Source organism: Agarivorans aestuarii (assembly GCF_019670125.1).
GTDB lineage: Bacteria > Pseudomonadota > Gammaproteobacteria > Enterobacterales > Celerinatantimonadaceae > Agarivorans > Agarivorans aestuarii.
This window is the reverse complement of sequence record NZ_AP023033.1, coordinates 1135222-1161295: the sequence shown is the minus strand read 5'-3', so window position 1 is coordinate 1161295 and position 26074 is coordinate 1135222. Positions and strand designations below refer to the sequence as shown.

General features: G+C 44.5%; 22 protein-coding genes and 1 riboswitch. Of the genes, 10 read left to right on the top strand and 12 right to left on the bottom strand.

Annotation, left to right across the window (positions count from 1 at the left end; genetic code table 11):
• Positions 1 to 79 precede the first annotated feature (79 nt).
• On the bottom strand, positions 80 to 2212 hold the full coding sequence (locus K5609_RS05380) for a di-heme-cytochrome C peroxidase (RefSeq protein WP_221076290.1): 2133 nt from the start codon (positions 2210 to 2212) through the stop codon (positions 80 to 82).
• 230 nt (positions 2213 to 2442) lie between these two features.
• Positions 2443 to 2703 (bottom strand): DUF1127 domain-containing protein, encoded by a 261-nt coding sequence (locus tag K5609_RS05375; protein ID WP_221076289.1) that lies wholly within the window; start codon positions 2701 to 2703, stop codon positions 2443 to 2445.
• Between the two features lie 216 nt (positions 2704 to 2919).
• On the opposite strand from K5609_RS05375, the gene K5609_RS05370 reads away from it, so the two are divergent.
• On the top strand, positions 2920 to 4350 hold the full coding sequence (locus K5609_RS05370; RefSeq protein WP_221076288.1) for an aminotransferase-like domain-containing protein: 1431 nt from the start codon (positions 2920 to 2922) through the stop codon (positions 4348 to 4350).
• Positions 4351 to 4375: 25 nt separating this feature from the next.
• Here K5609_RS05370 and K5609_RS05365 read toward each other — a convergent pair whose 3' ends face one another.
• The gene (locus K5609_RS05365; protein WP_221076287.1) at positions 4376 to 4597 is read right to left on the bottom strand and encodes a hypothetical protein; all 222 of its coding nucleotides are present in this window, start codon (positions 4595 to 4597) and stop codon (positions 4376 to 4378) included.
• A 552-nt stretch (positions 4598 to 5149) separates the two neighbouring features.
• On the opposite strand from K5609_RS05365, the gene K5609_RS05360 reads away from it, so the two are divergent.
• The 4 genes from K5609_RS05360 (at position 5150) to rnr (ending at position 9656) form a co-directional block, all read left to right on the top strand.
• Complete coding sequence (locus tag K5609_RS05360; protein WP_016400878.1) at positions 5150 to 5500, top strand: hypothetical protein; 351 nt, start codon at positions 5150 to 5152, stop codon at positions 5498 to 5500.
• Between the two features lie 74 nt (positions 5501 to 5574).
• A complete protein-coding gene (locus K5609_RS05355; protein ID WP_221076286.1) occupies positions 5575 to 6321 on the top strand; it encodes a sugar nucleotide-binding protein in 747 nt (248 codons plus the stop codon).
• Positions 6322 to 6380: 59 nt separating this feature from the next.
• Positions 6381 to 6923: an inosine/xanthosine triphosphatase gene (yjjX, locus tag K5609_RS05350; protein WP_221076285.1), complete on the top strand. Its 543-nt coding sequence runs from the start codon at positions 6381 to 6383 to the stop codon at positions 6921 to 6923.
• A 402-nt stretch (positions 6924 to 7325) separates the two neighbouring features.
• Positions 7326 to 9656 carry a ribonuclease R gene (rnr, locus tag K5609_RS05345; RefSeq protein ID WP_221076284.1) on the top strand — a complete coding sequence of 777 codons (2331 nt, stop codon included), beginning with the start codon at positions 7326 to 7328 and terminating at the stop codon, positions 9654 to 9656.
• A 121-nt stretch (positions 9657 to 9777) separates the two neighbouring features.
• Here the strand turns inward: rnr and K5609_RS05340 are convergent, their stop codons facing one another.
• From K5609_RS05340 to K5609_RS05330, 3 genes are all read right to left on the bottom strand, one after another.
• Complete coding sequence (locus K5609_RS05340; RefSeq protein ID WP_221076283.1) at positions 9778 to 10626, bottom strand: TIR domain-containing protein; 849 nt, start codon at positions 10624 to 10626, stop codon at positions 9778 to 9780.
• A gap of 131 nt (positions 10627 to 10757) precedes the next feature.
• Positions 10758 to 11840: a PDDEXK family nuclease gene (locus K5609_RS05335; protein ID WP_221076282.1), complete on the bottom strand. Its 1083-nt coding sequence runs from the start codon at positions 11838 to 11840 to the stop codon at positions 10758 to 10760.
• A gap of 397 nt (positions 11841 to 12237) precedes the next feature.
• Positions 12238 to 12378, bottom strand: a complete 141-nt coding sequence (locus K5609_RS05330; RefSeq protein ID WP_221076281.1) for a hypothetical protein — start codon at positions 12376 to 12378, stop codon at positions 12238 to 12240.
• A gap of 391 nt (positions 12379 to 12769) precedes the next feature.
• Between K5609_RS05330 and K5609_RS05325 the strand changes: the two genes are divergently transcribed.
• A complete protein-coding gene (locus K5609_RS05325; protein ID WP_221076280.1) occupies positions 12770 to 13654 on the top strand; it encodes a glycoside hydrolase family 16 protein in 885 nt (294 codons plus the stop codon).
• A 48-nt stretch (positions 13655 to 13702) separates the two neighbouring features.
• Here K5609_RS05325 and K5609_RS05320 read toward each other — a convergent pair whose 3' ends face one another.
• Positions 13703 to 15193, bottom strand: a complete 1491-nt coding sequence (locus K5609_RS05320) for an alpha/beta hydrolase-fold protein (RefSeq protein WP_221076279.1) — start codon at positions 15191 to 15193, stop codon at positions 13703 to 13705.
• A 182-nt stretch (positions 15194 to 15375) separates the two neighbouring features.
• Complete coding sequence (locus K5609_RS05315; protein WP_221076278.1) at positions 15376 to 16278, bottom strand: LysR family transcriptional regulator; 903 nt, start codon at positions 16276 to 16278, stop codon at positions 15376 to 15378.
• Positions 16279 to 16436: 158 nt separating this feature from the next.
• Between K5609_RS05315 and K5609_RS05310 the strand changes: the two genes are divergently transcribed.
• Entirely contained in the window at positions 16437 to 17420 is a 984-nt protein-coding gene (locus K5609_RS05310; RefSeq protein WP_221076277.1) for an aldo/keto reductase, read from the top strand.
• Positions 17421 to 17676: 256 nt separating this feature from the next.
• Here K5609_RS05310 and ribB read toward each other — a convergent pair whose 3' ends face one another.
• Positions 17677 to 18330, bottom strand: coding sequence for a 3,4-dihydroxy-2-butanone-4-phosphate synthase (gene ribB / locus K5609_RS05305; RefSeq protein ID WP_221076276.1), 654 nt, complete (start codon positions 18328 to 18330; stop codon positions 17677 to 17679).
• Between the two features lie 155 nt (positions 18331 to 18485).
• A riboswitch (FMN riboswitch) is annotated at positions 18486 to 18683 on the bottom strand.
• Between the two features lie 183 nt (positions 18684 to 18866).
• On the opposite strand from ribB, the gene K5609_RS05300 reads away from it, so the two are divergent.
• A complete protein-coding gene (locus K5609_RS05300; protein ID WP_221076275.1) occupies positions 18867 to 19703 on the top strand; it encodes a hypothetical protein in 837 nt (278 codons plus the stop codon).
• Positions 19704 to 19769: 66 nt separating this feature from the next.
• Here the strand turns inward: K5609_RS05300 and K5609_RS05295 are convergent, their stop codons facing one another.
• Positions 19770 to 20267, bottom strand: coding sequence for a fasciclin domain-containing protein (locus K5609_RS05295; RefSeq protein ID WP_221076274.1), 498 nt, complete (start codon positions 20265 to 20267; stop codon positions 19770 to 19772).
• A gap of 302 nt (positions 20268 to 20569) precedes the next feature.
• On the opposite strand from K5609_RS05295, the gene K5609_RS05290 reads away from it, so the two are divergent.
• Complete coding sequence (locus K5609_RS05290; RefSeq protein ID WP_221076273.1) at positions 20570 to 22312, top strand: choice-of-anchor I family protein; 1743 nt, start codon at positions 20570 to 20572, stop codon at positions 22310 to 22312.
• Between the two features lie 85 nt (positions 22313 to 22397).
• On the opposite strand, the gene K5609_RS05285 is transcribed toward K5609_RS05290, so the two are convergent.
• Positions 22398 to 24113, bottom strand: a complete 1716-nt coding sequence (locus tag K5609_RS05285; protein WP_016400307.1) for an NAD-dependent malic enzyme — start codon at positions 24111 to 24113, stop codon at positions 22398 to 22400.
• A 205-nt stretch (positions 24114 to 24318) separates the two neighbouring features.
• Here K5609_RS05285 and K5609_RS05280 point away from each other — a divergent pair, with 205 nt between their 5' ends.
• Positions 24319 to 25542, top strand: a complete 1224-nt coding sequence (locus K5609_RS05280; protein ID WP_040306848.1) for a threonine/serine exporter family protein — start codon at positions 24319 to 24321, stop codon at positions 25540 to 25542.
• Positions 25543 to 25689: 147 nt separating this feature from the next.
• On the opposite strand, the gene K5609_RS05275 is transcribed toward K5609_RS05280, so the two are convergent.
• Positions 25690 to 25950, bottom strand: a complete 261-nt coding sequence (locus K5609_RS05275) for an EF-hand domain-containing protein (RefSeq protein WP_016400309.1) — start codon at positions 25948 to 25950, stop codon at positions 25690 to 25692.
• Positions 25951 to 26074: the final 124 nt, after the last annotated feature.

Below are 26074 nucleotides of genomic sequence, written 5' to 3'. Positions count from 1 at the left end.
GCTTATAAAAAAGGGCCTGAAGGCCCTTTTTTATTGAGAACAACACAGAGTTCTAGGTGCAATATAAGCACCGCATAGATTAGATCGTTTTTAGGTACTCAAGTATCGCGTCACATTGCTGTGAATCAAAGGCAGTACCAATCACCCCTTTAGGCTGATCTAAATAATGTTTACTAGGGTCGTATAAATCTGAAAAGTTATGGCCACTGTTGTGATTACCCGGTATTGAAGTATCTAAGATAAAGTAGCCTTCCGCTGTATATTGCTGACCTTTTCTCAGCGCTTTGTTAGCTACTTTTTCAAAACCTTCGGGCTGCTGTAATCCTAGGTTAACCGCATCATAGCCAATGTTGCCCAACTGCAAATACTTAGGACGCTCGCCTCCCTCAGGGCAAAGCAAATCACGCAATGTTGCTACAGAACCGTTATGCAAAAATGGCGCAGTGGCCCAAACACCATTTAGCGGGCGAGCTTTATAGCCAGAAGTGACTCGAATACAGTTGGGGCGTCCTCCTTCAAATTCAGCTTGTAAGGCTTTATCACTCACGCCCTGTTGTTTAAACCAAGCGTTCACGGTTTCCTGCACTATGGCGCCCAGCGCTAAGCCAAATAATACTTCGCCGCTATCGTTTACCGGCAAGTCCACCAGCTGGGCTGTATCTTTCTTCGAATAGTTAGCGCCAGCCATTTGGCTGCCATAAAGCTGGTTAGGGTTTTCGCCACAAATTGTTTCATCAATGCCTAAGCCAGGAGTCACGTTCGCAGCAGCTACATTGCTTACTCCAGCCGTGCTTAAGGTGCGAGTAGCCAATACATTTGCCTGAGCAGGATCGGTCCCAACTTGCGACAAATCAATCAGCTTAAGTTGTAGCACTTTCTCTGCGGTTTGTTTTTGCTCGCCATTTTGCTGATAAACAATCGGCGAAAAGTATTGCTCTTGCCAAATCTCTTGGCTGTCTAAGGGTGGTAAATGGCAGCCCTGACACTTAGCTTGATAAAGTGATGCCCCAAGCTCGGCTTTTTGTTGATCTATTGGGCCAAATTGCCACTTGGGTGGCTGTAAACCGGAAAAACCCTTAGTTTGGCTAGGCTGTTCCCCACCAAGAAAGTGTTCTAGCCACACCAAGTTTTGCATTGGGATTGACGAACTAAAGCGATTGTCATCCATAGCGCTTTGCATATCCACATAAGCATTTACCCCCATCGCTTCGCCAGCATTGCGAATGAGCGGGCTCATAATAGAGGCATCGTATTGCACCCAGTTAAACCAAGAAGCGCTCCATAAATGCGGATAATTAACTGGCGCATTTATCGCGTGGTAATTTTCACGGCGATTGATGTTCTCGGCAAATACCTGGTTACCAATGCGGTTTAGCGCGTCTAAGCGCATAAAGCCTTCGTTTACTTGAATAACATCTTGCTGCCCTTCACTGGCGGCAACAATGCTGGCTAACTCTTCTGCCAAAGACAGCTTGTTGGCAGGGCTATAACTAGCACCAAGCACTCGGCGAGCAAAGCGGTCGAAACGCCCATCTAAAATGGGTAACTTACTCGAAAGCAAAGTTTGCCCTAGCGCAGCAGCTAAGGTTTCGGTAAGCAAACTTAAGTCGGTGGTGGCGGGAGCACCGTCAATCACATACTCGGTTTTGTTTTCCCCTTCCCCATGAATAAAGTGGCCGGTATGACAAGCCGCACAAGTAAAACCAATGCCCGCAGTGCGGGTTGGATAACCAGGTAAGTTAACGGAATCGGTGCGAGCAAAACCAATAGGTAAACCATCAGGATTTTGCTCACTCACCTGCGAGCGGATAAAGCCAAAACGCAGCAAAAACTCGTTAGCGGAAAGCAAACCGTTATCAGAAAATCCATTAAGTAGCAGTAAAGACCAAAGCGAGCCGCTGGGTTGCTCCAAACTCACAAACCATTGGTAAGGAATGGGAATGGTGCGAGTACCTTGGGAGATGTGATGGTACTTTTTAGCCTCATCACTAACGTAATCACCTTTGCTGCCCCAATTTTGCTCTGGCCAATACAGTTTTAGCCAAGAGCCATCTTGGTGAACAACTTGCAGCTCGGGCAAATTAGGCGGCGTTAAGGCATCGGTAATGCTCTTCACCTTGTCACTGCTTAGTAGCATCAATAAATACACCACTAGCAGCATCAACAATATGATGCCTAAACGAGCCAGTTTGCTAGATAACACCTTACTCATACATTTATTCCTTTCTTCCATGAAGGGTAACAAGCAGATGATGATTCACTATTACTGCGCTGAGCAAGCGCCTAACATCCTTGAAAAAATCTCTCTGCTAAGGCTAAACCATAGAGGAAAAGTGGCTTTAATGTAAACCTATTAACTGTGGTGTCAGTACCGTTAACTTTACGCATGTGAGCAAGACCTAGAAATAAGGCAGCTACGATGGTTAAGCTGCCTGTCATCGCTTAAGCCTTTAGTTTTTGAGTAAACTTATGCCCGCGGCTTTGCAGAATATTTTTGTCACTATGGCTACGCCCACATTTACCTGCTTGCCAAAAAGGTTTACGGCCTTCGGCTAAGGCTTGCGCTCGGCTTAAACCAATATCCTTGAGCAAGTCGTCATTCAAGGCTAGCAAGGCGCTGCGACTGCGGCGACGCGCTCGATACAGGGCAAGGCGCTTAATCAGTGCGTGAAAACCCATATGGAAAGAAACTTGTATCTGCATATTCCGCTCCTTGTTTTAATCAGCTACCCCTCTAGCTTAAATTTTGAACAAGCAAGCTTACAGATTCAGAATACAAGAATTTTGCCATTACAGATGCCCAAAGTGGCTATCTGTAATGCTTATGAATGCTCAATCTGTACTGCTTAGCTAAGCAACTTTGCTTAACTGTATTTCTCTGTGGTATTAATGAGCGATGTTTTGGCTAAGGAGTTGCCAATGACCCTCTACGAACAGTTTGCCCAAGAGCTTAAAGAGCAAATCACTCAAGCCTATTACCCGGTTGGCCAGAAGCTGCCTTCTATCCGCGAAATGAGTAAGGCTAGAGGTGTAAGTATTTCTACGGTGCAAGAGAGCTATCGACTGTTAGAAGATGCAGGCTTTGTTCGCAGCAAGCTTAAGTCGGGGTATTATGTGCAGCAGCCGCCCAGCACCGCACTACTGCCAGAAACTAGCCAACCAGAGCAACGCCCGGTGCCGATCGACAATTGGCAAGCGGTGTTAGAGCTCACCATGACAGAAAGCAATAGCCGCTTTCTTGCCTTAGGCAGAGGCTCTCCTGATACCGAGTTAAGCAGTTTAAAACCATTGCAGCGCTTACTTAGCGACAACATCAAGTATCAAAGCAAACAGGTTTTTAGCTGCTCAAAAGGCAATGGCCTGTTTAAGTTACGGGTGCAAATTGCTCGCCTAATGCAGCACTCTGGTTGCCATATTCATCCCGATAACATCCAAATTACTGCCGGTTGCCAAGAAGCCTTATCGCTAAGTTTAAAAGCGCTCACCCAGCCCGGAGACATTGTTGCGATAGACTCACCCAATTTCTACGGGTCTATGCAGGCGATCCAATCTAACCAACTCAAAGTTATCGAGATCCCAACCCACCCAGAGACCGGCATAAGTTTGCCCGCGCTAGAGCTTGCGCTGGAACAGTGGCCAATAAAAGTGCTGCAACTAATCCCAACATCAAACAACCCCTTGGGTTATGTGATGCCTGAAAAGAACAAATTAAAGCTGCTGAAGATGGCTGAGAAATACGACTTCGCCATTATTGAAGACGATATCTTGGGCGACGGCTACTACCAAACACCGCGCCCGCGAAGTTTAAAGTCCTACGATAGCCAAGACAGAGTGTTGTTTTGCTCGTCGTTTTCTAAAACCATTGCACCGGGCCTACGTGTGGGTTGGGTAGCGCCTGGCCGTTATGGACAAATGCTCACTCACTTAAAATTTGTCACCTCACTGGGTGCTAACAGCTTACCCTTGTTGGCAGTGGCCGATTTTATCGAGCAAGGGCACTACGAAAAACACCTAAGACTATCTAAGCAACAGTACCAAGCCAGGCGAGATTTGATGCTACATTGGGTACAGCGCTACTTTCCCAAGGGCAGTAAGATGAGTTTTCCTAAAGGAGGATTCTTTTTGTGGGTAGAGTTACCAGAGTCAATCGACAGCCTGGAGCTAAACGAAAACCTAAAACCCTTTAACATCGGCATTGCTGCAGGGAGCTTGTTTTCAGCTGCTGGCAAGTATCAAAACTGTTTGCGCTTAAGTTACGCCAATAAACCGAGTGAGCGCATAGAGCAAGCCATCAAAATTGTTGGCGAACAGGCAAAGATTCTCTTACAGCAAGCCTTAGCGCGAGCTTAATAGCGTTAAGCTCGCCCGCTTATTATTACAGTTTCTTCCACTGTAACTTAGTGCATTTGCCGTTGTCGTCGTGCACACGGCAACCAAAGCGGTAGCCATCTTTTACTAGGCTTTTATTGTAATACTCTGCATTTTTATCGAATTCGCTAAGCGCTGGCTTGCTGCTTGGTTGTTCAGCAGCAACCGTAGTTACGCTAAGACCTAAACCGAACACTACTGCAACTGAGCTGATTAAAACATTACGCATTTTTTCTTCTCACAATTATTGATAAAAGTAATTTCTGCGTTTTATACCAGCTATTTTTTGCAGTGCAATCTGCGACAGTTTTGTGAAAAAACTCACAATATAAAGCTGACGTAAAAATGACAGCATTTTCACTTCTTGAGTATCAGGAAATTAATTATGTAATCAGTAAATAATAAAAATGACATCGATTTCAACAGAGGGTTATTTTTATTTAATTGTTAGTTTAAGTGGCTATTATTTACGCAAATTCTGTGAAAAGCAGCCAAACATCATACTTTACACATAAATCTTTAAATTTCAGGCAATTAAAACTAGCGCCAAGTAAACGATTTCATAATTTAGCATTAATGTTAATGAGCATACTTTAAGCAATCATGTTTATTAACAAACCACAAATATTAAAATTTATATGACGAATTAAATAATAATTTCAAGCCTAAAATCTCAATTTGTTAGTTTGACAAGTATCATTGCTTGGGATAATTTTTGGGCCACAGTAAATGGATTTAAATCATATTTAACGGCAATTGCTATTAGATATATAAGGTAACAATGAAATTAAAACACATAGTTAGTGCTGCTGTTATTTTACTTAGTTCTCAAGCCAGTGTGGCCAATGAAAGCATTGATAGCTCTGAGCTTCCTGCGCTTAAAAACTATGCATTTGCCGCTTGCATGTACCACATTCAAGCCAAAATCGATCCCACTCCTGCTGCCACGCTAAATGGCTTACGCGAAGAAATGGAAGTGTTCTACCAGTACAGCGTATTACCTACCGAACACTTTGAAGCGGTATACGCCGAAGCTGAAGCTGGCGCTAAAAATGTCCCACCTTCCGGCTCTATTCGCTACTGCATTAGCTGGCTACAAGAAGACAAAGTAGAACAAATACTGGCTAACTAAATTTGCCCTACTCTAGCGCTTAAAGCCGTCTAACCGCATAATAGCCACTTCTTAGAAAGTGATGAGATTATGCAATGCAAAACGTACTAGTAACCGGTCTAAATGGTCGACTTGCACCTTACCTTAAACAAGCGCTAGAAAAGCAAGGCATTGCAGTACATGGCTTTAATCGCCAAGAACTAGACATTACCAACCGCGCACAACAGCTAGGCTATGTTCGCGGCAACCACATCGATGCAATATTTCACTTAGCCACAGGGCCCGAAGAGTGGCTGGCTTGTCTAGCTGGCATTGCTGGTGAACAAAATATTCCAATGCTATTTACCAGCACCGAAAGTGTATTTAACCCAGAGAGCACCGGCCCTTTCACCCCAGAGCATCCCACAGATGCGGTAAATGATTATGGGCTATACAAAATAAGCTGTGAACAAGCAGCCCTTGCCGCTAACCCCAATACCATTATTGCTCGCCTAGGCTGGCAAATGTTCGATAACTTTGAGCAAGACAACTTACTCACACATGTTAGAGATATGCATGCTGAAAAAGGTTACTTGGCTGCTAGCACCGAGTGGTTACCAGCCGTGGCCTTTGTTGAACATAGCATGCAGTGCTTAGTCACTTTGGCGCAACAAGCCAAACCGGGGATATATCATGTAGGCGGTAATGAGCAAGGCTTGTCTTTCTACCAATTGGTGCAAATGATCAATCAAAAGTACCAGTTAAACTGGGACATTCGCCCCGGAAACGCCCCTCAGCGAGATGGCCGAATTGTAGACCCACGAGTAGCATGTGGCAGCATCTCCGAGCAGCTGGCTGTATAGCTTGGCCACCCGCTTAATCAGGGCTTAACCTTTTCCAAACCAATTGAAGAACAGTAAACATGTCAGAGCAAAGAATTAAAGTAGTGGTTGGGTCGCGCAACCCAGTAAAAGTGCGAGCAGTAGCTAAAGCCCTCGCAATGTATTACCCAGATGCTGAGATTGACTGCCAAGGCATTGATGCCCCCTCTCAAGTGCCCGAGCAACCCATTAGCGCTCAGCAAACTCGCGATGGTGCAGTAAATCGCCTGCGTTACTGCCAGCAGCACCAAACTGCCGATTTTTATGCCGCAATCGAGGGTGGCGTAGATATGTTTGAAGATGGTCCTGCCACTTTTGCTTACGTGGCTATTGCCAATCAGCAGCAACTATCAGTTGGGCGCGGCGCTAACATGCCTCTTCCGCCAAGCGTTTATCAAGCGCTAGAGCAAGGTGAGGAACTTGGCCCACTAATGGACAAACTGTTTAATACTCAAAATATTAAGCAAAAAGGCGGCGCGATTGGTTTGCTCACCAATGGCTTAGCCACCCGCGAAGATAACTACGTACATGCCATGCTACTGGCACTGGTGCAATTTGCTCACCCAAACCTGTTTCAGCAATAAGCGATAGGGCCTTAAAGCAACAAAAGTTGACTTTCCGCCACAAGTCTATAAAGTGGCGGCCATTAGAAATACAGTCTATTTTTTGAACTCCGCTTTAAGGTTGCCTTCTTCTAACCTTCGTTTCGTCGTTTTAAATTCAAGCTTGTTTTTCCAATCTTGCCCTCAGGCAATTATTACTTTGCTTGTCATAGTGCTGTCATAAAACCAGCTTATAAGTCAGGCAAACATCGTGATGAATGAACCCCAGATTGTAGCGTTCATCATCACACCTTATTTTAGCGACTCGATAAACGAGCGCATTGGCCTAAAAACCTTGAGAGTTATATCTGAACTGCATTAAAAGAACATTTCATGATTTCCCTAGAGCAAGGTTATTGGCCCGATTAACAGAGAACAATAACTATGAGTAAACACTCACGCTCTAATGAGCAACAATATGCCAACCCCATTCCTGATCGCGACGCCATCATTGCGCTGCTCGATCAACAAGGAAAACCGCTTAATCGCGAACAACTTGCCGCAGCCCTAAACCTAAGCTCAGAAGAAGACTTAGAAGCATTGCGCCGCCGCTTAATTGCCATGAGCCGCGACGGCCAATTGCATAGCGACCGTAAACGCAACTACTGGCCAGTAGACGACAGCGAATATTTAGTAGGCCGCGTGATTGGTCACCGCGAAGGGTTTGGCTTTTTAAAATGCGAAGGCTACGACACCGACTTTGTATTGCATAGCTCGCAAATGAGTAAAGTATTTGATGGCGACATCATTCAAGCTTTGCCAAATGGTTTTAACAACCGTGGCCGTGAAGAAGCCCGCGTGGTTAAAATTATTGAGAAGAATACTCAACACATTATTGGCCGTTTTGTAGAGCAAGATGGCCGCTACAGTGTTCAACCCGACAACCAACGCATTACCCAAACCATTGATGTACCCGCGGCGCAAACCCTAGGTGCCAGCAATGGCCAATACGTAAGTGCCGAGCTCATCAGCTACCCGCACAAGCGTGATAACGCCATTGCCCACATTAGTGAAGTCATTGGTGATCCCAATGCACCGGGTATGGAAATCAATGTTGCGATTCGCACCCATCAAATTCCCTTTGAATGGCCTGAAGAAGCACTAGCCCAAGCCAAACAATTAGCCCCAGAAGTGGCCGAACAAGACAAACTGCACCGTGTAGATTTACGCGATACGCCGTTTGTTACCATTGATGGCGAAGACGCAAAAGACTTTGATGATGCGGTTTACTGCGAAGCAAACACAAACGGTGGCTGGCGTTTATCGGTAGCCATTGCCGATGTCTCTCATTACATTCAGCCAGAAACCGCCTTAGATATTGAAGCGCAGAAACGCGGCACCTCGGTGTACTTTCCTGGCCACGTAGTGCCAATGCTGCCCGAAGCGATTTCAAACGGTTTATGTTCGCTTAACCCTCTGGTTGACCGTTTAGTAATGGTTTGCGAAATGAACATTGATGCCCAAGGTCAGCTGGCGAGTTACCAGTTTTGCGAAGCGGTGATTCACTCACATGCCCGCCTCACTTACACCCAAGTGGGCGCAATGTTAGAGCAAGCCAACTCGGCGCAAGGCCAACAGCTGTGTAAAGAGTTTGCCAAGGTACTGCCACTCCTACAAGACTTACACCGTTTGTATGGCGTATTGAAACAGGCGCGTGAACTGCGCGGTGCCATTGATTTTGAGACCCAAGAAACTCGCTTTGAATTTAATAGCGAACGTAAGATTGAGCAGATTGTTCCACTAGTACGTAACGACGCCCACAAACTGATTGAAGAATGTATGTTGTGCGCCAACGTTGCCACGGCGCGTTTCTTAGAACAGCTAAAAATTCCGGCGTTATACCGCGTACACCAAGGCCCTAAAGAGAAAAAACTCAAAGGCTTGCGAAGCTTCTTAGCCGAACTAGGCTTGAACTTAGGCGGAGGCGACAAACCTACGCCAGCCGACTACAACAAGCTACTTAGCAGTATTGGTGAGCGAGAAGACGCCAGCATTATTCAAACGGTGATGCTGCGCTCTATGAGCCAAGCCATTTACACCCCAGAAAACGACGGCCACTTTGGTTTGTCTTTTGATGCTTACGCACACTTTACCTCGCCAATTCGCCGCTACCCCGATTTACTGGTACACCGCGCAATTCGCTCAATAATTCGTAGTAAAGAAAGCGGCAGCATTTTTAAACGCACCTTTAAATCATTAAGCGGCAAAGGCCTAGACCCGGTTCGCCGAATCAGCGGAGCAGAGCCTCTTAAGCTAGCAAACAGCTACCCATACGGCCCAGAGCAAATGTTAATGCTGGCCGACCACTGTTCTTTAGTGGCTCGCCGCGCCGACACCGCCAGTTGGGACGTAGACGCTTGGCTTAAATGTGAATACATGCAAGACCAAGTAGGCGAAAGCTTCCAAGGCATTGTAAGTGGCGTAAACAACTTTGGTTTGTATGTAGAGTTAAAAGATATGGCAGTAGAAGGCGTGGTGCATATCTCGTCACTGGCTGGCGACTTTTATAACTTCGACGCAAACAAACAACGCTTAATTGGCGAAAACAGCCGCAAGAGTTTTGGCATTGGCCATGTGATTGAGGTGAAAGTCGCTCGCGTAGATATGGAACAACGCAAAATTGAGTTAGTGCCAAGTGATATCGCCAGCGCGAGCAACTTCAGCAAACCCAAGAAAAAAGCCAAAGCGAAAAGCAAAGCAAAAAAAGTCGCTTAAAGGCTTTAGCTCACTAAGGCTAGTAGTGGCCTTAGTGAGTGTTTTCTTACTCTATAAAGCCATAACGCCGCAAACAACTGCATGATAGGTTGAAGAATTAGTTTGCTTTGTCTTGTCAGCACTAAAACGGAATGTCTTTATCAAAAGCCTGAGTTATGGATGCCTGCGATGCTTGTTGCAATGGTTTGGGGTGTAATTGTTCCTCATTTTTCAGCAATGTATCAATGCCAAGCTCAGTGATAATGTACGAATAATAATCGTGATCATATTGTTCATCAGTGAGAACTGTTTTTTCTAACAATCCCATTCTGACGAGTTTTATTGCTGATATTTGTAACAAAGCATCGTTATAGTGGCGAAGATTGCTAGTGATTTGATGAAAGGCTAAACCTCCTGGATCACTTGTATGACTCTGTAAACATGAAGCCAGAAAACCAAAGTCGACTTCTGATAATTCGTATTCAGATGGATTGGCCTGAATGCGTTTTGTTTCAGAAAGACTTGCGTAGTTTATTAGTCCAATCCGTTCGACTTCTGACTTTATCAATGAGCAAGCCCTATTTGTTGCTGAAACCAAATCACCGTCAGACCTGTTTGAATCATAGTCAGCTGGATTTGTCCCAAGTAGATCAGTAGGAAGGTGCATTTCAGCATCTCGAGGCTTTAAGATAAAAGATCTTTCCTTGCCAATCGCTCCAATGAACAACCCCATTTCGAATAAAACATTATCGCGAACTATATGTTCTTTCCGACTCCTTATCGTAGCGATATCATCTGGAGCAAAAATAAATAGTGCAAAATCTACAGTAGATGATTTTTCAATCAAATCATCGATAGTGCTTGATGAGAGTTTGAAGGTTCCATTCTTCCAAATAGTAACCTCAAACTCATGATCAAGATTTACATTCACTGCTTCCGCAATTTCTAAGCTTTCCGCAGAAGAAGCAATAAATAGTCTTGGTTTTCTCATTTAAATTCCTGAACTTCCTATTTGGGATGCTAACACCTTGCTCAGTGGCGGAGCTGACGGCTTTTATACGGCCTTCTTTTGCACAAAAGAAGATAGCTTTACAAAGTACGATGCAGCAATTTGTTATGTTTCTATTCGCCAAACTCTTTATGAACAAACCGCAAAGTTTGTTCTTGCCTTAATTTACAAACAACATTTTGATTAGCAAAAACACCAGTAAAAGTTTTTGCATTATTACTATTAACCACTTTCCTCCAGTTGATGCCAACGACCCACTCTGATAGCTCTTCATTTTCCAAATTTTCTTCAGGCATTTCCGCTTTTAACTCAAGATTTAATAATAAGTTATCACCGACTTGAAATTCTTTAATCATTCTAGCTGTTTGTGTTACTTCCCCAAAACCGACATAACCTAGACCTTTCATATACGCAAATATTTTATCGCCAACCTTAAGCCTCTTTAATGCTGATGAGTATCGTTTGCCCTGACCTGCACCTATAAATCCATATTTTTTGTTGTCCTCCCATGTTCGGTGTGGCCCTTCTCCTACATTTACAAACCAATAACCTGTCCAATCAGGGCGCTGACTCATTGAGACTCTTTGTTTTACTTCTTTTTTCTCTATATAGTCTCTAGCTTCAGGTAATGGAATAATTGTTTCTGGGTTTATAAATAACTCTTCATCAGAATCAAGATACGGCGAAAGCCTAGTGCATTGCATATTTAAACCATATTCCCTGAGCCATAAAACCGCTGAGATAACTTCCGAGTTAAACTCTTTTGATACCAATATGATTCGTTGAGACTTATTGAGGTTTTCAATATCAACCTCAATAAATTCTTCGATTTCTTGCTGAGCTTCATATTCTGTAATATTTTTATGGGCGGAATACTTCTGATAAATTTCACCTGACAAAAAATTAGAGCAATAAGAAGCATACTTTATTGCTTGCCACTCGACTGCACTGCCAGAATCGTCCCTTTTAAGTTCAATAATCACTATGCTTGATTGCTTATCAATACAGAGTAAATCCAAGCGTTTCCCTGAAGAAAGAATTACTTCTTTGCCAATAACTAACAATTCTTCTCCAAGAATACTTGGCATTTTTTCGATCCATTCTTGGATATCAAAGCGTTCCATTAAACCAAGAGATGCAAAACCAGTTGGAGAAAGCGCTATCAGTTCTTTATTCTCAATATCTACTTTGTACACAAAAGCTCCTAAGAAATATAACGCTCGCCATGAGCAGCGTATAGAGACTTGGCTAAAATTAGCGACGAAGGAACGCAAGCCAAGCTTTTTGCGTCCTTTTGCTTGATGGCTTGTTAGGTGCCGAGCTTGCGAGATGCCCACAACAACAGACCGAAAATGCCAATACCACTGAACAGTATTTGGTTAAATGTTATATCTGGACGACCTTCGCGAATTTGATGCTCCGGATAAATTATTGGCCACACTTTTGTTCTCGCGGCTTCCAGCAATAAGCTTGGAGTAACACTTATTCTCTGCACCTGATCATAAGGTGGCTTAAAAAAAATGCGCCTAGATTCCCCCCCTCCTCACCGTGATGAAAATACCAACGGTACTCTGTCATATCCACTTTGTACCTTTAGGCAAAGAGTTCGATTGTTTCAGAAAAATCGTCACCCTCTATACCGAGATCATCTACAAGATCCGATTCTTGGTGCAATTTTGATCTTTTAACGGCTTTTTCCTCGACGAGAAACTCGTATATTTCTTCAATATTCATTTGCACCTAACAGCTTACTAAAAGGAAAGTTTCCTTTTGTCACTCAGAGAATGAAAACTAGATTATCACCTTTCCTATGCCTCACCAGCCATCCAGATCAAAAAGTAACAAAAATATCAGCACCAAATAATACGAGAGTTTGGATGAAGAAGGCATCGTGAAAAGCGGTATTGATACAGCGTATGTTTACCGCTAAAACCAAGCACCACTATGCTCAGGTTTATGGTGAAATGTAATAGTGAGTTTACTTTGGCAAGTGCAATAAATTACGTAACTTGAAGTGTTTTTTCATCATTGATCTGGCTCTTAGTCTGCAGGTTTTTTACTACCTTACAGGCCAAGCCCTTGGCAAACTGACGCTGAAGATGATTAGCAAGGCTTGGAGCACTTAATGCTAAACCGCAACCATCAGATTGGATTACTAGCTTTACTCAGCAGCGGCTTATTGGCTTGTGGCGGCGGAGGCGGTGTTAGCCCTCAATCGGAGCTGCCTAGCCAGCCAGACCCCATTACTTGGCAACTCTCGTGGAGTGATGAATTTAACGACAGCCAGCTAGATCTGAACAAGTGGACCTTTGACATGGGCAACGGCTTTATGCTCAACGACCAGTATATTTCAGGTTGGGGAAACAACGAGCTGCAAGCCTATACTAACAATGCCGCTAATGTGCGACTCAACGGCAAAGGTCAACTGATTATTCAAGCCTTAGTCGAAGGCAGTAGCGACCAATACGGCAATTACAATTACAGCTCTGCCCGTTTAAAAACCCAAGGTTTATTTGCCCAAGCCTATGGCCGATTTGAAGCGCGTATAAAACTGCCGGTTGGCCAAGGGTTATGGCCTGCCTTTTGGTTAATGCCGCAAGACAATGTATATGGCACCTGGGCGGCCTCTGGCGAAATAGACATTATGGAAGCGCGAGGTAGCAACCCTTCGCAGGTAAATGGCACGCTTCACTATGGCGCACAATGGCCAAATAATACCTACTCGGAACGCCACTACCTATTTACCGACAGTGATATTAACGAGTTTCATGTTTACCGAATCGATTGGACGCCACAGGGCATATATTGGTACGTAGACGACCAGTTATACGCTAGCCAAAGTGCTTGGTATACCCAAAACCAAGACTTCCCTGCTCCTTTCGACCAGGATTTTTATATCATTATGAATTTGGCGGTAGGCGGCAATTACGATGGCAATCCACAATCTAACCAGATATTTCCCGCCCAAATGGAAGTAGATTATGTACGGGTATACGAAGCGCTTAACTAGAGTTAGCGCTCCGCATTAGCTTATTGATAACACTCTGCAGCAGATTGTTTATGGATGGAAGAAGGCTGATATTTGGCTGAGGAAATGGGCTGATATGCCATTCCAATAACGCCAAGTGTGGCCGCCTTCTGCTGTGGTGTAAGTAAATTCAACCTTATGGTTTTCTAGTTGCTCCACTAAGCGCTGATTGGTTTGAAAACTGGTGTGGTCATCTTCACCGCAATATAAGTACAAGGTTGGCTGCATAGTAAAGTTCTGCCAAGTAAAATCGCGGTAAATGCTCATATCAAAGTAGCCGCTCAAAGGCACCGATAAACCAAACTGCTCTGGGTATTTATGTGCTAAATAAAATGCCCCTGCCCCACCCATAGACACACCGCTAATCGCACTATTTTGCGCGCCTGGTTTAATTCTGTATTGCTCACGAATACTCGGTAGCAGCTCTTGCATAATAAGCTGCTCGTATTCGCCAGTGTAATAGCTCTGCTCGCCAGACGGCATTAACAATATGAAAGGTTTAATCGCTTGTTTGGCGATTAAGTTATCCATAAGGTGCTGGACTTTGCCGTCCACCAGCCACTGCAGGTAATTACTGCCATAGCCATGCAACAGCACCACTAAGGGATAGCGTTGCTCGCTAGCATGGTAATTGGGCGGCAGGTAAACCGCATAAGGGCTGGCTTTATTAAGCGCGCTGCTGGCGAACCTTGCATCAACTACCTCACCATGAGCAATCTCTGGGTTAGCACTAAGCAGCGGCGACTCTTCGCCAATCACCAATACTGAGTTAAATCCGCCTCTGCTGTCATCTACCGCGCGCTCATTGTTTTCGTCGGCTATCCAATTGCCGTCAATCACAAACTTGTACTGCCAAGCACCTGGCGCTAAATATAAGGTAATTGACCAGCTACCATCGCCATTCGCGTTCATTTGAAATACATCGGGACGCCAGTCGCTCATTTCGCCGGCTAAATACACCTGCTCAGCCTGTTTAGCCATTACCGTAAAGGTATGTGCGGTGGAGTTTTCTGCAGGAGAAAGTAGCGGATGAGGAGGCGTTAAATCAAACTCGCCAAGCTCGGCACTGGCGGCTTCTTGCTCCGGCAATATTCGCCCTTTTACAGTGGTTGAGCCCGAACAATAATAAGCGCTGTTGCTCCACTCCCACAGGTAGGAGCCAGTAATCTTCCCATCGAGTACTTCAGCTGTAGCCGAAGCGTAACTTAATTCCCCACCATCAATCCGAACACTAGGTACAGACCAAGTGATCTGCTGGCCATTAATATCACCTGTTACGCCACTATCAATACTCAGTTCGCATTGCTGTTGTTCCACTACAAATACTTGCTTTAGCTGTTTGCCAAAGCCATTGCAATCACTGTCATCAACCTCCAAAAAAAGCTCCCAAGTGCCAGCGTTATTAGCGCAAGCTAATTCACTCTGTTCAGAAGCATTGCTGTTGGAAGAACTGCTGCAAGCCCCCACCAATAACACACTTAAAAGAGGTAGGGCTAATGCCAATAAGCTATGTCGTTTCATCTCAATCCTTAAGTTCCACTCATCCGTGATCACTAATAAACGCTGTAAATTTAATCACATACAAACACAGCACTATTGATAATAAAAGTAATTGCGACAAGTGCAGTGATAATAGGCACAAACTGCTAAAAGGGCCGATAAATAAACATTAACGGGTGATTGAGTCATCACTTTTGATCTCATCAAGGCTTAGGCAACAAACTACTTATATGATCTTGCAAGTAAGCCATGAAACGCTGCAAGCGTGAAGAGTGTTCAATTTTGGGCGGGTATAACATCCACACTTGTCGGGGTTCAACTTGAAAATCAGCCAGTAACCTCTGCAATCGGCCTGCCTGCACATGCTCCCAAACTAAATGCTCAGGTACTCGAATCACGCCCTGCGCATTTAAAGCCGCTTTAATGAGGATGTTATTGTCGTTCACTGCAAACCGCCCTTGGGCTTCAAACTCTTGCACTTTATTGGCTTGTTTAAATGTCCAGGTTCGCCAAGTAGGAAAGGCTAAGCACTGCAACTGGTTTAAATCGCTAGGCTGTGTTGGCACAAACTGCTCTGCTAGATAATCTGGCGATGCACACACCCAATGACAATAAGGCATTAGCGTTCGCGCCACCATATTTTGTGGCGGTTGCTCGGTAACACGAATGGCTAAATCGAAATTACGCTCATGTAAGTCTTCTAGATGATGGCCAACATCAATTTCAAAACTTACTTCGGGGTAGCGTTGATTAAATCCATTACATACCTCAACCAAAAACGACTCTGCAAAAGCGGCTGGCGCGGTAATGCGCAAAATACCCGCGACATCTTCGCCGCTGTGTTCTAGCTCTCGCTCTAGATCTAACAAGTTATGATGCATGGCTTGCGCCTGCAGAAACACCTTGTGACCTTCGGTGGTCAATCGCACACTGCGAGTGGTTCTAATCAACAGTTGAGTATGTAAATCTTGTTCTAAGCTGCGAATTTGCTGCGATAAGTAGCTACGAGAAATATCAAGGTGTTCAGCGGCCTTAGAAAAGCTCAAGTACTGAGCCACTTCATAAAACAACAACAAGCGTTCTAACTTTTTATGATTCTTCGACATCTGCTTACCTACTTCGCTGCATCAACTTGTCCATAATAATACGCAAAGTAAGATTTTTTGTTTGATATAACAAACAGTATTTTTGCTTTCACCCTCTTTTTTCAGTGGCTTTATTAACTCTATACTTGAGCCAACAACTTTGATTAAGTGGGTATAAAATGGAATATCGTCGATTAGGCCAAAGTGGCCTGCAGGTAAGTGAATTTGGCTTAGGCTCTTGGGTTACTTTTGGCAAACAAGTGGACTTATCGGCTGCCAAGCAAATTATGACACGCGCCTATGATGCTGGAATAAACTTTTACGATAACGCCGAAGGTTATGAAAGCGGCGAAAGCGAACGCTTAATGGGACAAGCCATAGAGCAACTGGGTTGGACACGCGATAGCTTTGTGGTTTCAAGCAAAGTATTTTGGGGCGGCGATAAACCTACCCAACGTGGACTAAGCCGCAAGCATGTATTTGATGCCTGTCATGCAGCACTTAAACGCCTGCGAGTAGATTACCTGGACTTGTTTTACTGCCACCGTCCAGACATTGATACGCCGATTTACGAAACGGTTCGTGCCATGCACGACTTGGTTAGCCAAGGCAAAGTAATGTACTGGGGCACCTCTGAATGGAGCGCCCAGCAAATTACCGAAGCATGGGCAGTAGCCAAAGCAGAAAACTTACATGCCCCAGTGATGGAGCAACCGCAATACAACATGATGGTACGCGACAAAGTAGAAGCCGAGTACTTACCGCTGTATCAACTGACCGGTTTAGGCACCACTATTTTCTCGCCACTGGCCAGTGGGTTGCTCACCGGTAAATACCTAAATGGTGTGCCTGATAACAGCCGCTTAAGCTTGCCTGGCTATGAATGGCTGCGCGATATGTTAATGGGCGAGAACAACAAGCTAGAGCAGATAGCGCAACTTAACCAATTGGCAGAAAGCCTTAACATGCCGTTACATCACCTAGCCTTAAATTGGTGTTTGCGTACGCCACATGTGAGCAGCGTAATACTAGGAGTGTCTAAGTTAGAGCAGTTAAAAGATAACCTTAAAGCGCTAGAGCTGAAACAGCAGTTAAACAACGACGTATGGCAGCAGGTTGATAACATTTTAGCTAATAAACCCGCAGCGCCAGAGCGCTTTTAATCTATCGATAAGGGGATTTACCTTTTATCACATTAGAGCAAAAGCTCTATCACAAGCGTGTTGCTCATGAATATTACCGTGATCACAGCCTTGTGAAAAAACAGCTGAAACATTGAAAAAATATAAGAACTTTTTGTGACGCTAGGGCTATACTGATGAAAAGGTGATTACACCTACAAAACAACAATAGTACTAAACGCATAATCTGATCAGGGGCCTTAATGGCCCCTTTTATTTTGCCTAAACAAACGCTTAACTAGCTCGCTTTACTGATCAGCGCTTTTCGATATTCCACGATATCTTCAATGCTTAATACTGGCATGGCATGCTGCTTAGCAAAGGCGACAATCTCGGGCAAACGCGCCATGGTGCCATCTGGCATAGTCACTTCGCACAACACGCCAGCAGGCGTTAATCCTGCCAAGGTCACTAAATCCACAGTACCTTCGGTATGGCCGCGGCGTGTTAACACTCCACCGGGCTGGGCACGCAGCGGATAAACATGACCAGGTCTGGCTAAATCGCTGGGTTTAGCGCCATCAGCAATCGCGGTTTTAATGGTAGTTACGCGATCAGCAGCCGACACTCCAGTGGTTACGCCTTGTTTGGCTTCAATGCTTACGGTAAAGGCCGTACCAAATTGGCTAGAGTTATCACTGACCATTGGCGGTAAATCAAGCTGTTTGATTTTGTCATCGTTTAAGCACAAGCAAACAATGCCGCTACATTCGCGAATCAGCATGGCCATTTGAGCATTGGTGAGAGTTTCGGCGGCAAAAATTAAATCGCCTTCGTTTTCGCGGTCTTCGTCGTCAACAACCAATACCCCTTGGCCTTGGCGTAAGGCTGCAAGCGCGGCGTCAACTCGTTGGATAGGATTGCCATATTCGGCAAGTGGAGACTGATTCATGGTTTAAATCCTTAAATTACTACATTAAGTTTTCCAGAATCAGGGCGTGCAGGAATAGCACCTCACCGTAAAGTGAAGTTTTTTATCGGCATTAAACCACACTCAGCCACAGGCTAAGTGTTCTGTTCTAACCAGGTTAAAACAAAATGATAATGCTTGATTCTCTTCCATCCGGACTTATTACAGCTACGCTGCAAATTACCGTCGGCTCTGGACTATTAACTCATTAAGTTAAGTCACCAGATCTGCTGACCCCAACTATTGTTGGGCGCTCGCGGGCTTTTACTGTCTCGTTTGCTAACGACACACTAACTACCGCCGGTGGGGAGTTACACCCCGCCCTGAGAATTATTGCTGCTCCGATTACGAAACAACCCGCTTATGTTGCCCTGCTTCTGCTAGAAACTCAATCTTGAACTGAGTTAACAAAATCACGTTTAGCTATTGATAAAACACAAAGAAGAAATCAAAGTAGCACTTGGTTTAGCAAGCCATTGTTATTCCACATTAATACTTAGCGCTTACAAGGTTTCGTCATGGAAGACACAAACAAGCCTCTAGAAGAAAGAAACGAAGAGTTTATTGCTTACGAATTGGCCATTTTAAAAGACCGAGGACAATGGACTAAGTATTGTCGCATTGTTGCTAATGCCATGTCGGCGATACCTTGGGTTGGCCAAGTACTAGCTAGCAGCGCCTCCATTCATGGAGAAAGCGAGCAAGGTAGAGTTAACGAACTGCATGAAGAATGGCTCAAAATCCACCAGCAAAAAGTTAACCAACTGATGTTAACCCTCGATGAAATGGCGTATCGATTAGAGTCGGTGCATGCCAGCCACAAATCTCGGATTCAATCAGACGCCTATTTAGCATTAATACGCAGAGCCTTTAAGTCTTGGGATGCTGCAGAAACACAAGAAAAGCGTGATTACGTGGTGAACCTAATATCTAACGCTGCGGCTTCTCCTCTTTGCCCTGATGACCAAATTCGCTTGTTTAATGACTGGTTAGATAAATACCATGAAATCCACTTTAAGGTTATCCGCGCTATTTACCAAAGCAAGGGAATAACCCGATTAGCCATTTGGCAGTCGGTAAGCGAAGAAATGCCCCGTGAAGATAGTGCTGAAGCCGATCTGTTTAAGTTGCTTATTAGAGATTTAAGTGCAGGTGGAGTGATTAGACAAACTAGAGAAACCACTTATGAAGGTGACTTTGTAAAACAGTCAAGCAAAGGTAAAGTTAGAAAACCTGCAAGCCCGCTCTTAGAATCTGCTTTTGAAGAAACTAAACCCTATCAACTCACCGAATTAGGTGCTCAGTTTGTTCACTACACCATGAATCAAGTGGTCAAAAAGCTAAGCAGCGTTTAGCAAACCTTTAAGAACGGCTTTATTCCAGAAACTAGGCAGGGTTTAATTTATGCCCTGCCGATACGCCTATTTTGGTAACAATACGGTGTCGACAACATGAATCACACCGTTGCTAGCTTTAACGTCTGCAGCCACTACCTTTGCGTTATTGATCATTACCGACTCACCGCTAGTGCTAACGGCTAACATTCCTCCTTGAACGGTTGTAGCGCTATCAATGTTAACGACATCAGCTGCCATGACTTTTCCGGCTACAACATGGTAAGTAAGCACGGCGATTAACTTATCTTTGTTCTCAGGCATGAGTAACATTTCCACGGTTCCTTCAGGCAATTTTGCGAAGGCTTCATCGGTAGGAGCAAACACAGTAAAAGGCCCTTCTCCCTTTAAGGTATCAACCAATCCAGCGGCTTTCACAGCGGTAACTAAAGTAGTAAAAGAGCCATTTTCGACGGCTACATCAACAACGTCCTTTTTCATGCCGTGATGGTCAGCGTGAGCCAACATCGAGAATGTCATTGTTGTGATAATCAAAGTAAATACACTTGCAATTCGTTTAATCATTGTCTCTTTCCTTCAAGCTTAAGTTGCGTCGGTTTCGAGAATGGTTACGGCTGGCAAATTTGCTTAGATCAAACGAAAAGCACAATCGTTCCACTTTTATCAAACTAAAGTGTTAAATTAAACAGGTTTAATAGTTATTAGATTCAATTACTTATATAGGTATAAACCGCTATATTTTTCAGGCTTAAGTTCACTTGTTACCTTATTGGAACATTTCATTGATTGTCATGTTTTCGTCATCGTAAAGTCACATTGAGTACACAAAATGCCCTTCGAATTGTAACTATTTATAGGGATATAACATGATGCTCAAGAAGAGCTTGGTTTCATTGGCAGTAATTTCTAGCCTAACATTAACAGCGTGTAGTAGTGACGATGGTCAAAATGGTTTAAACGGTGAGCCTGGCGCAGATGCTGTTAGCAGCATCATGCTTAATCCGGTTGGTCGCGCAGTATTAAACCCAGACGGTGCTGCAGAGATCCTGCAATACCACGCTGCTACTCAAACTATTTATGCCATTAATAGCTCTGACGCAACGGTTGAGATGATTGATGCCTCTGGCCTTAGCTCTGAGCAACTAAGTGCTCCAACTAGCGATACTAACCTAAGCGCTACCCCACTTACTTTACCAACCGAAGCCAATGGCGTTGCTCTGGGCGGAGCCAACAGCATTGCCGTGCATAATGATTTAATGGCAGTAGCCATTGAAGCCGATGCGCAAGCCAACAATGGTTTCATTGTTTTCTACAATGGTTTAAACGCTGGCACTCCAGTATTCCTAAGCGCTGTTGAAGTAGGAAACTTGCCAGATATGGTTACTTTCACGCCTGATGGCAGCAAAGTAATTGTGGCTAACGAAGGTGAACCAAGCGGCGATTACAGCAACGACCCTGAAGGCTCAATTGCAGTCATTAGCGTAACTGATGGAATACCAGCAACTAGCGCCACTATCATCGACTTTACTGGCTTTAACGGCATGCAAAGTGAGCTTGAAGCTAAAGGGCTACATTTCCCTAACCCAAGTGGCCGTAGTTTAAACGGCCAAGTAATTGCCACCACTGTTGCACAAGATTTAGAGCCTGAATACATTACCGCCAGCAACAGCATGGCTTATGTAACGCTTCAAGAAAACAACGGCTTAGCACTTGTAGATTTAAGCGATAACAGCGTGAAAATTATCGGCTTGGGTTATAAAGATTGGTCAGGGTTAAACTTTGACGGGAACGAAGATGGCACAGTAAGCTTTGGCCAATACGACGGCTTATACGGCGCTTACATGCCAGACACCATTGCTTCTTTCTCGTGGAATGGTGCGCCGTTCCTCATCACTGCCAACGAAGGTGATGCACGTGAGTATTTCTTTGATGTAGCCGACGAAGCTGCCTGTGTTGCAGCGGGTGGTCAAGACTACGATGAAGACGATGGTTGCTTAGCCTTTACCGAAGAAGTAAAACTTAAAAACCTTACCGCCCAAGCAGGCTCTAAGCTAGAAGCACTGCAAGCTGGCGGCGAGATTGATGACCTACGCGTAACAAATGTACTGGGCGATGCCGACGGCAATGGCGAGTATGAAACTGCCGTAGCCTACGGCGCTCGCTCATTCACCGTATGGGACCAAAATGGTTTAGTAGTATTCGATTCTGGTGATGAAATTGGTCGCATCACTGCAGCACTTCACGGCAATGCCTTTAACAATGGTGATGATGAGAACGAAGGCGATTCTCGCTCAGAAAACAAAGGCGCTGAACCTGAAGCGTTAACAGTTGGTACTGTTGGCGACAAAATCTACGCCTTTATTGGTTTAGAGCGTATGGGCGGCATTATGGTTTACGATGTAACTAACCCTTACAACAGCAAGTTCGAAACCTACGTAATTAACCGTGACCTAACAGAAGGTTTAAGCGTTGATGACGGTATTGGTGACTTAGCTCCAGAAAGCTTGGTATTTGTTGCCGCCGATAACAGCCCAACCAGCCAACCATTATTGTTGGTTGGTAACGAAGTAAGCGGGTCGTTAACAGTATGGGAAATTACTGCTAACTAAGGCTAAACCCTACATCCACTCTTCATACAAAAAAGGAGCCCATTGGCTCCTTTTTATGCTTAACAGCTAATTTATTGTTAAGGCCTTATACTCTGCGATATGGCAGGTAAATAGGCTCCCACATATGCTCGGCAATTTCTTGGTCGATGTCTTTACCGCTCAAGCAGCCTTGCGGATCAGTTTCTTGAATTTGTTTTAAAATCGCCTTAGCCACAAAGCCAGAAACTTCTTTTAGCTCACGCATTCTTGGGAATACACAGCCGCTGTCTAAGTCTTCTTGAGATACATACTCAGCCAAAGCAAACGACGCTGTGGTAAACATTTCCATGGTGATTTTGCTCACGCCAGAAACAATGGTAGCAAGGCCAACCGCAGGGAAAATAAACACATTGTTACCCTGACCAATACGGTAGTTTTTGCCGTTGTAATCTACGTCGTCAAAGGGGCTGCCGGTGGCCACAATGGCTTGGCCATTAGTCCACTTGTATACATCTTCTGGTAAGGCTTCACAGTTATCGGTTGGATTAGATAGCGGGAATACCATCGGGCGGTCGGTATATTCCAGCATCTTTTTCACATGGCTTTCTTTAAATGCACCGCCTACACCACTACAACCCAATAATACGGTAACCGGCGTATTATCAATAAGCTCGCCCAAACTCGCCTTGCCTTCTTCGGCTAGCGTCCAGTTTTGGGCTAGTTCAAATGGCTTGGCGTAACGTTTTTTGTATTCATCAAGATCTTCACGGTTATCAAAAACCACCCCGCGTGAGTCTAGAATGAAAATGCGGTCACGCGCCTCTTGGTGGCTAATGCCTTCTTTAAGCAAGCCAGCAAATATTTGGTCGGCAACACCTACGCCGCCAGCGCCTGCACCGTACACAGCGTAAACTTGCTCACCAAGGGTTTCGTTTTTAATCTTAGTAGCGCCAATCACGCCAGCCAAAACTACAGAACCGGTACCTTGAATATCATCGTTAAATGATGGCAATTCGTCTTCATACTTAGATAAGTTATCGAAGGCATTAGACTTACTAAAGTCTTCCCATTGCAATACGGCTTCTGGGAAGTGCAGCTTAGTTTGCGCCACAAACTTCTCGATGAAGTCTTGGTACTCTTGACCACGCATCCGTTTTTGCGGAAGGCCTAAATACATAGGATCGTTGAGTAAGTCTTGATTATCGGTACCTACATCAAGCGCAATCGGCAAACAACGAGCAGGGTGAATACCCGCGCCTAAGGTATACAGTGACAACTTACCAATAGGAATACCCATACCACCAATGCCTAAATCACCGAGACCGAGAATACCTTGGCTGTCGGTAACCACAATAATCTTAATATCTTTACCGGCGAAGTGGCGCGCCATCTCGCCCATTTGGTCGACATTCTCTGCGGTAATGTATAACCCGCGGTCTTTTTGATAGCGATGGCTAAATTCCTGACAGGCCTTACCCACTGTTGGGGTATAAATAATCGGCGCCATTTCTTCGATATGGCGTGATACCAATGCATAAAACAAGGTTTCGTTTCTGTCTTGCAGTGCGCGTAGGTATTGGTATTGCTCAATGTCGCTACAAGCACTTAAAAAGCCTTGGTAAACACGCTTTAATTGATCTTCAAAGGTTTGCGGCTTGGGAGGCAACAAGCCCGCCAAATTAAAGGCTTCGCGCTCTTCAAAACTAAAAGCTGAGCTTTTATTTAAAGTACGATCGTTAAGTAATGCGTTACCAGATATTGAAACAGGGCGAAACTCGTTACCGTTTTCGTCTTTCCAACGTAAATATTTACCAGCGGCCATGGTGTCCTCCGAGACAGCACGTGAGAATAATTAGCTAACTGTAAATGATAAATGATCAGGCCGATTCTGTACGCTATTTCATTAAAAAATAGGAAAATTTCTCTGTTTAAAACGCCGGCAGGAGTTTTTTATCTCAAGACAACTACACCAAATGCCAATCTGTGAGATACAATTAAGCATCCGCTTTTTAGAATTAGCCCCCGCATTGAAACAATCAAGCTTTGAAGTAAAACGTAATTTCATTATCAGACTAGGCAAGGCCTTACATAAATATGGTACGCCGGCGTTTCGCTTAGAGTCACACCTAAGTAATGTCGCTGAAACCTTAGGCCTAAATGGCTATTTTTTAGTTACTCCTACCTCACTCACTTTTGTACTTTGGGCACCAGACGATACTCAAGAATATAACTATGTGATGCGAGTAAAGCCCGGTGAAATCGATTTAGGTTTATTGGCCCGTACCAATCAGCTGGTTAAAAAAGTAACCGAAGAAGAAATCAGTTTGGCCGAGGCCATAGAGCGGCTAAACCAAATGGCCAATCAGCCAGCTTTACACTCTCCTTGGGTAATTTGCTTGGCCTTTGCCATTACTGGCGGCGCATTTGCCATGTTAATGTCGGCCAATTGGAGCACCATTATTTGGTCGAGTTTGCTTAGTTGTATTTCATTTTATTTGGCTTATCGCGCCGAGCACTCTAAAGGGGTACATGAAGCCTTGGAGCCAGTGGCTGCACTGCTCTGCTCCTTTGTGGCCGTTGCTATTTCTCAGTTTGTGCCCGATGTAAACATTCCCATTGTGGTGCTTTCAGCGATCATTATTTTCATACCAGGTTTATCACTCACCCTTGGTTTAAGTGAGTTAGCCGCGCGCGAACTTATATCGGGTACGGCAAGGGTAATGGACGGCATTATGGTGTTGTTTAAACTCTATTTTGGCGCGGTGTTAGGCATGGCCTTTGGTGCGCTAATTTGGGGGCAGGTTGATCTTCAATCTAGCTTTGTTAGCACCTGGTGGATTAAGTGGCTAGGTGTGGTGTTGTTGTCCTTAGGCCTTAGCGTGGTATTTAAAGTACGCGCTAAAGATTTACCTTGGGGCATTCTTTCGGGAGTGATTGCCTATGCTGCCGCCTTTGCTGGCAGCGCTTACCTAGGCGAAGCATTAGGTCCTTTTGTAGGTGCCTTTATTGTGGGTGTATATGCAAACCTATTTGCCAAGTTAACCAAGTCTCCTGCATCGGTGGTATTGCTGCAAGGCATAGTATTATTGGTACCGGGTAGTAAGGCTTATATCAGCTTAAATTCATTGGTACTAGGTGAGTCAATGGTGAGCATCCCCAATATTGGTTCGCAAACATTTTTGATATTCATGTCGATTGTGGCGGGAATTTTATTTGCTAACGTAGCGGTACCGCAACGTAGCTCGCTATAAAGAAAAAGGCGCTTAAGCTAGCACAGACTTAAGCGCTGGAAAATTATCGAGGATTAAAACTGCTACAAACTAGACCAAATCGCAGAAAAATTGGCCCCCGACAGCGTCCTAAAATTGGATCGGTTCACGAAAACATAAAGGAACTAACTATTCAGCTACTTCGCTGTTTTCAGGGTCTTCAGGTTGAACGGAAATTTCAAGGTTTATGAATTCTGCTTGGCTTAATACACCATCCTGGTCTGTATCAAGCTCACTCCAAACTTCAGTAAGGATTGGTAGTTCGGCAGCTTCTTCCATGCTTACCACCAAATCTTGGTTGGTATCTAGGTCTTTGAACACTTCACTATTTGCCGAGGCTAGGCTGGCTACAAATAGCGCTAACACTGGAAAGCTATACTTCAAGTTCATAAGAAACTCCTTGTTTAACATCTACTTCACTAAATGGCCGCTAACTAGGTTTAGCGGTTGACGAACTACATATAGCAAAGGTCAAACCAACTTTTAAAAAACCTTTAAAATCAAACCTATAACC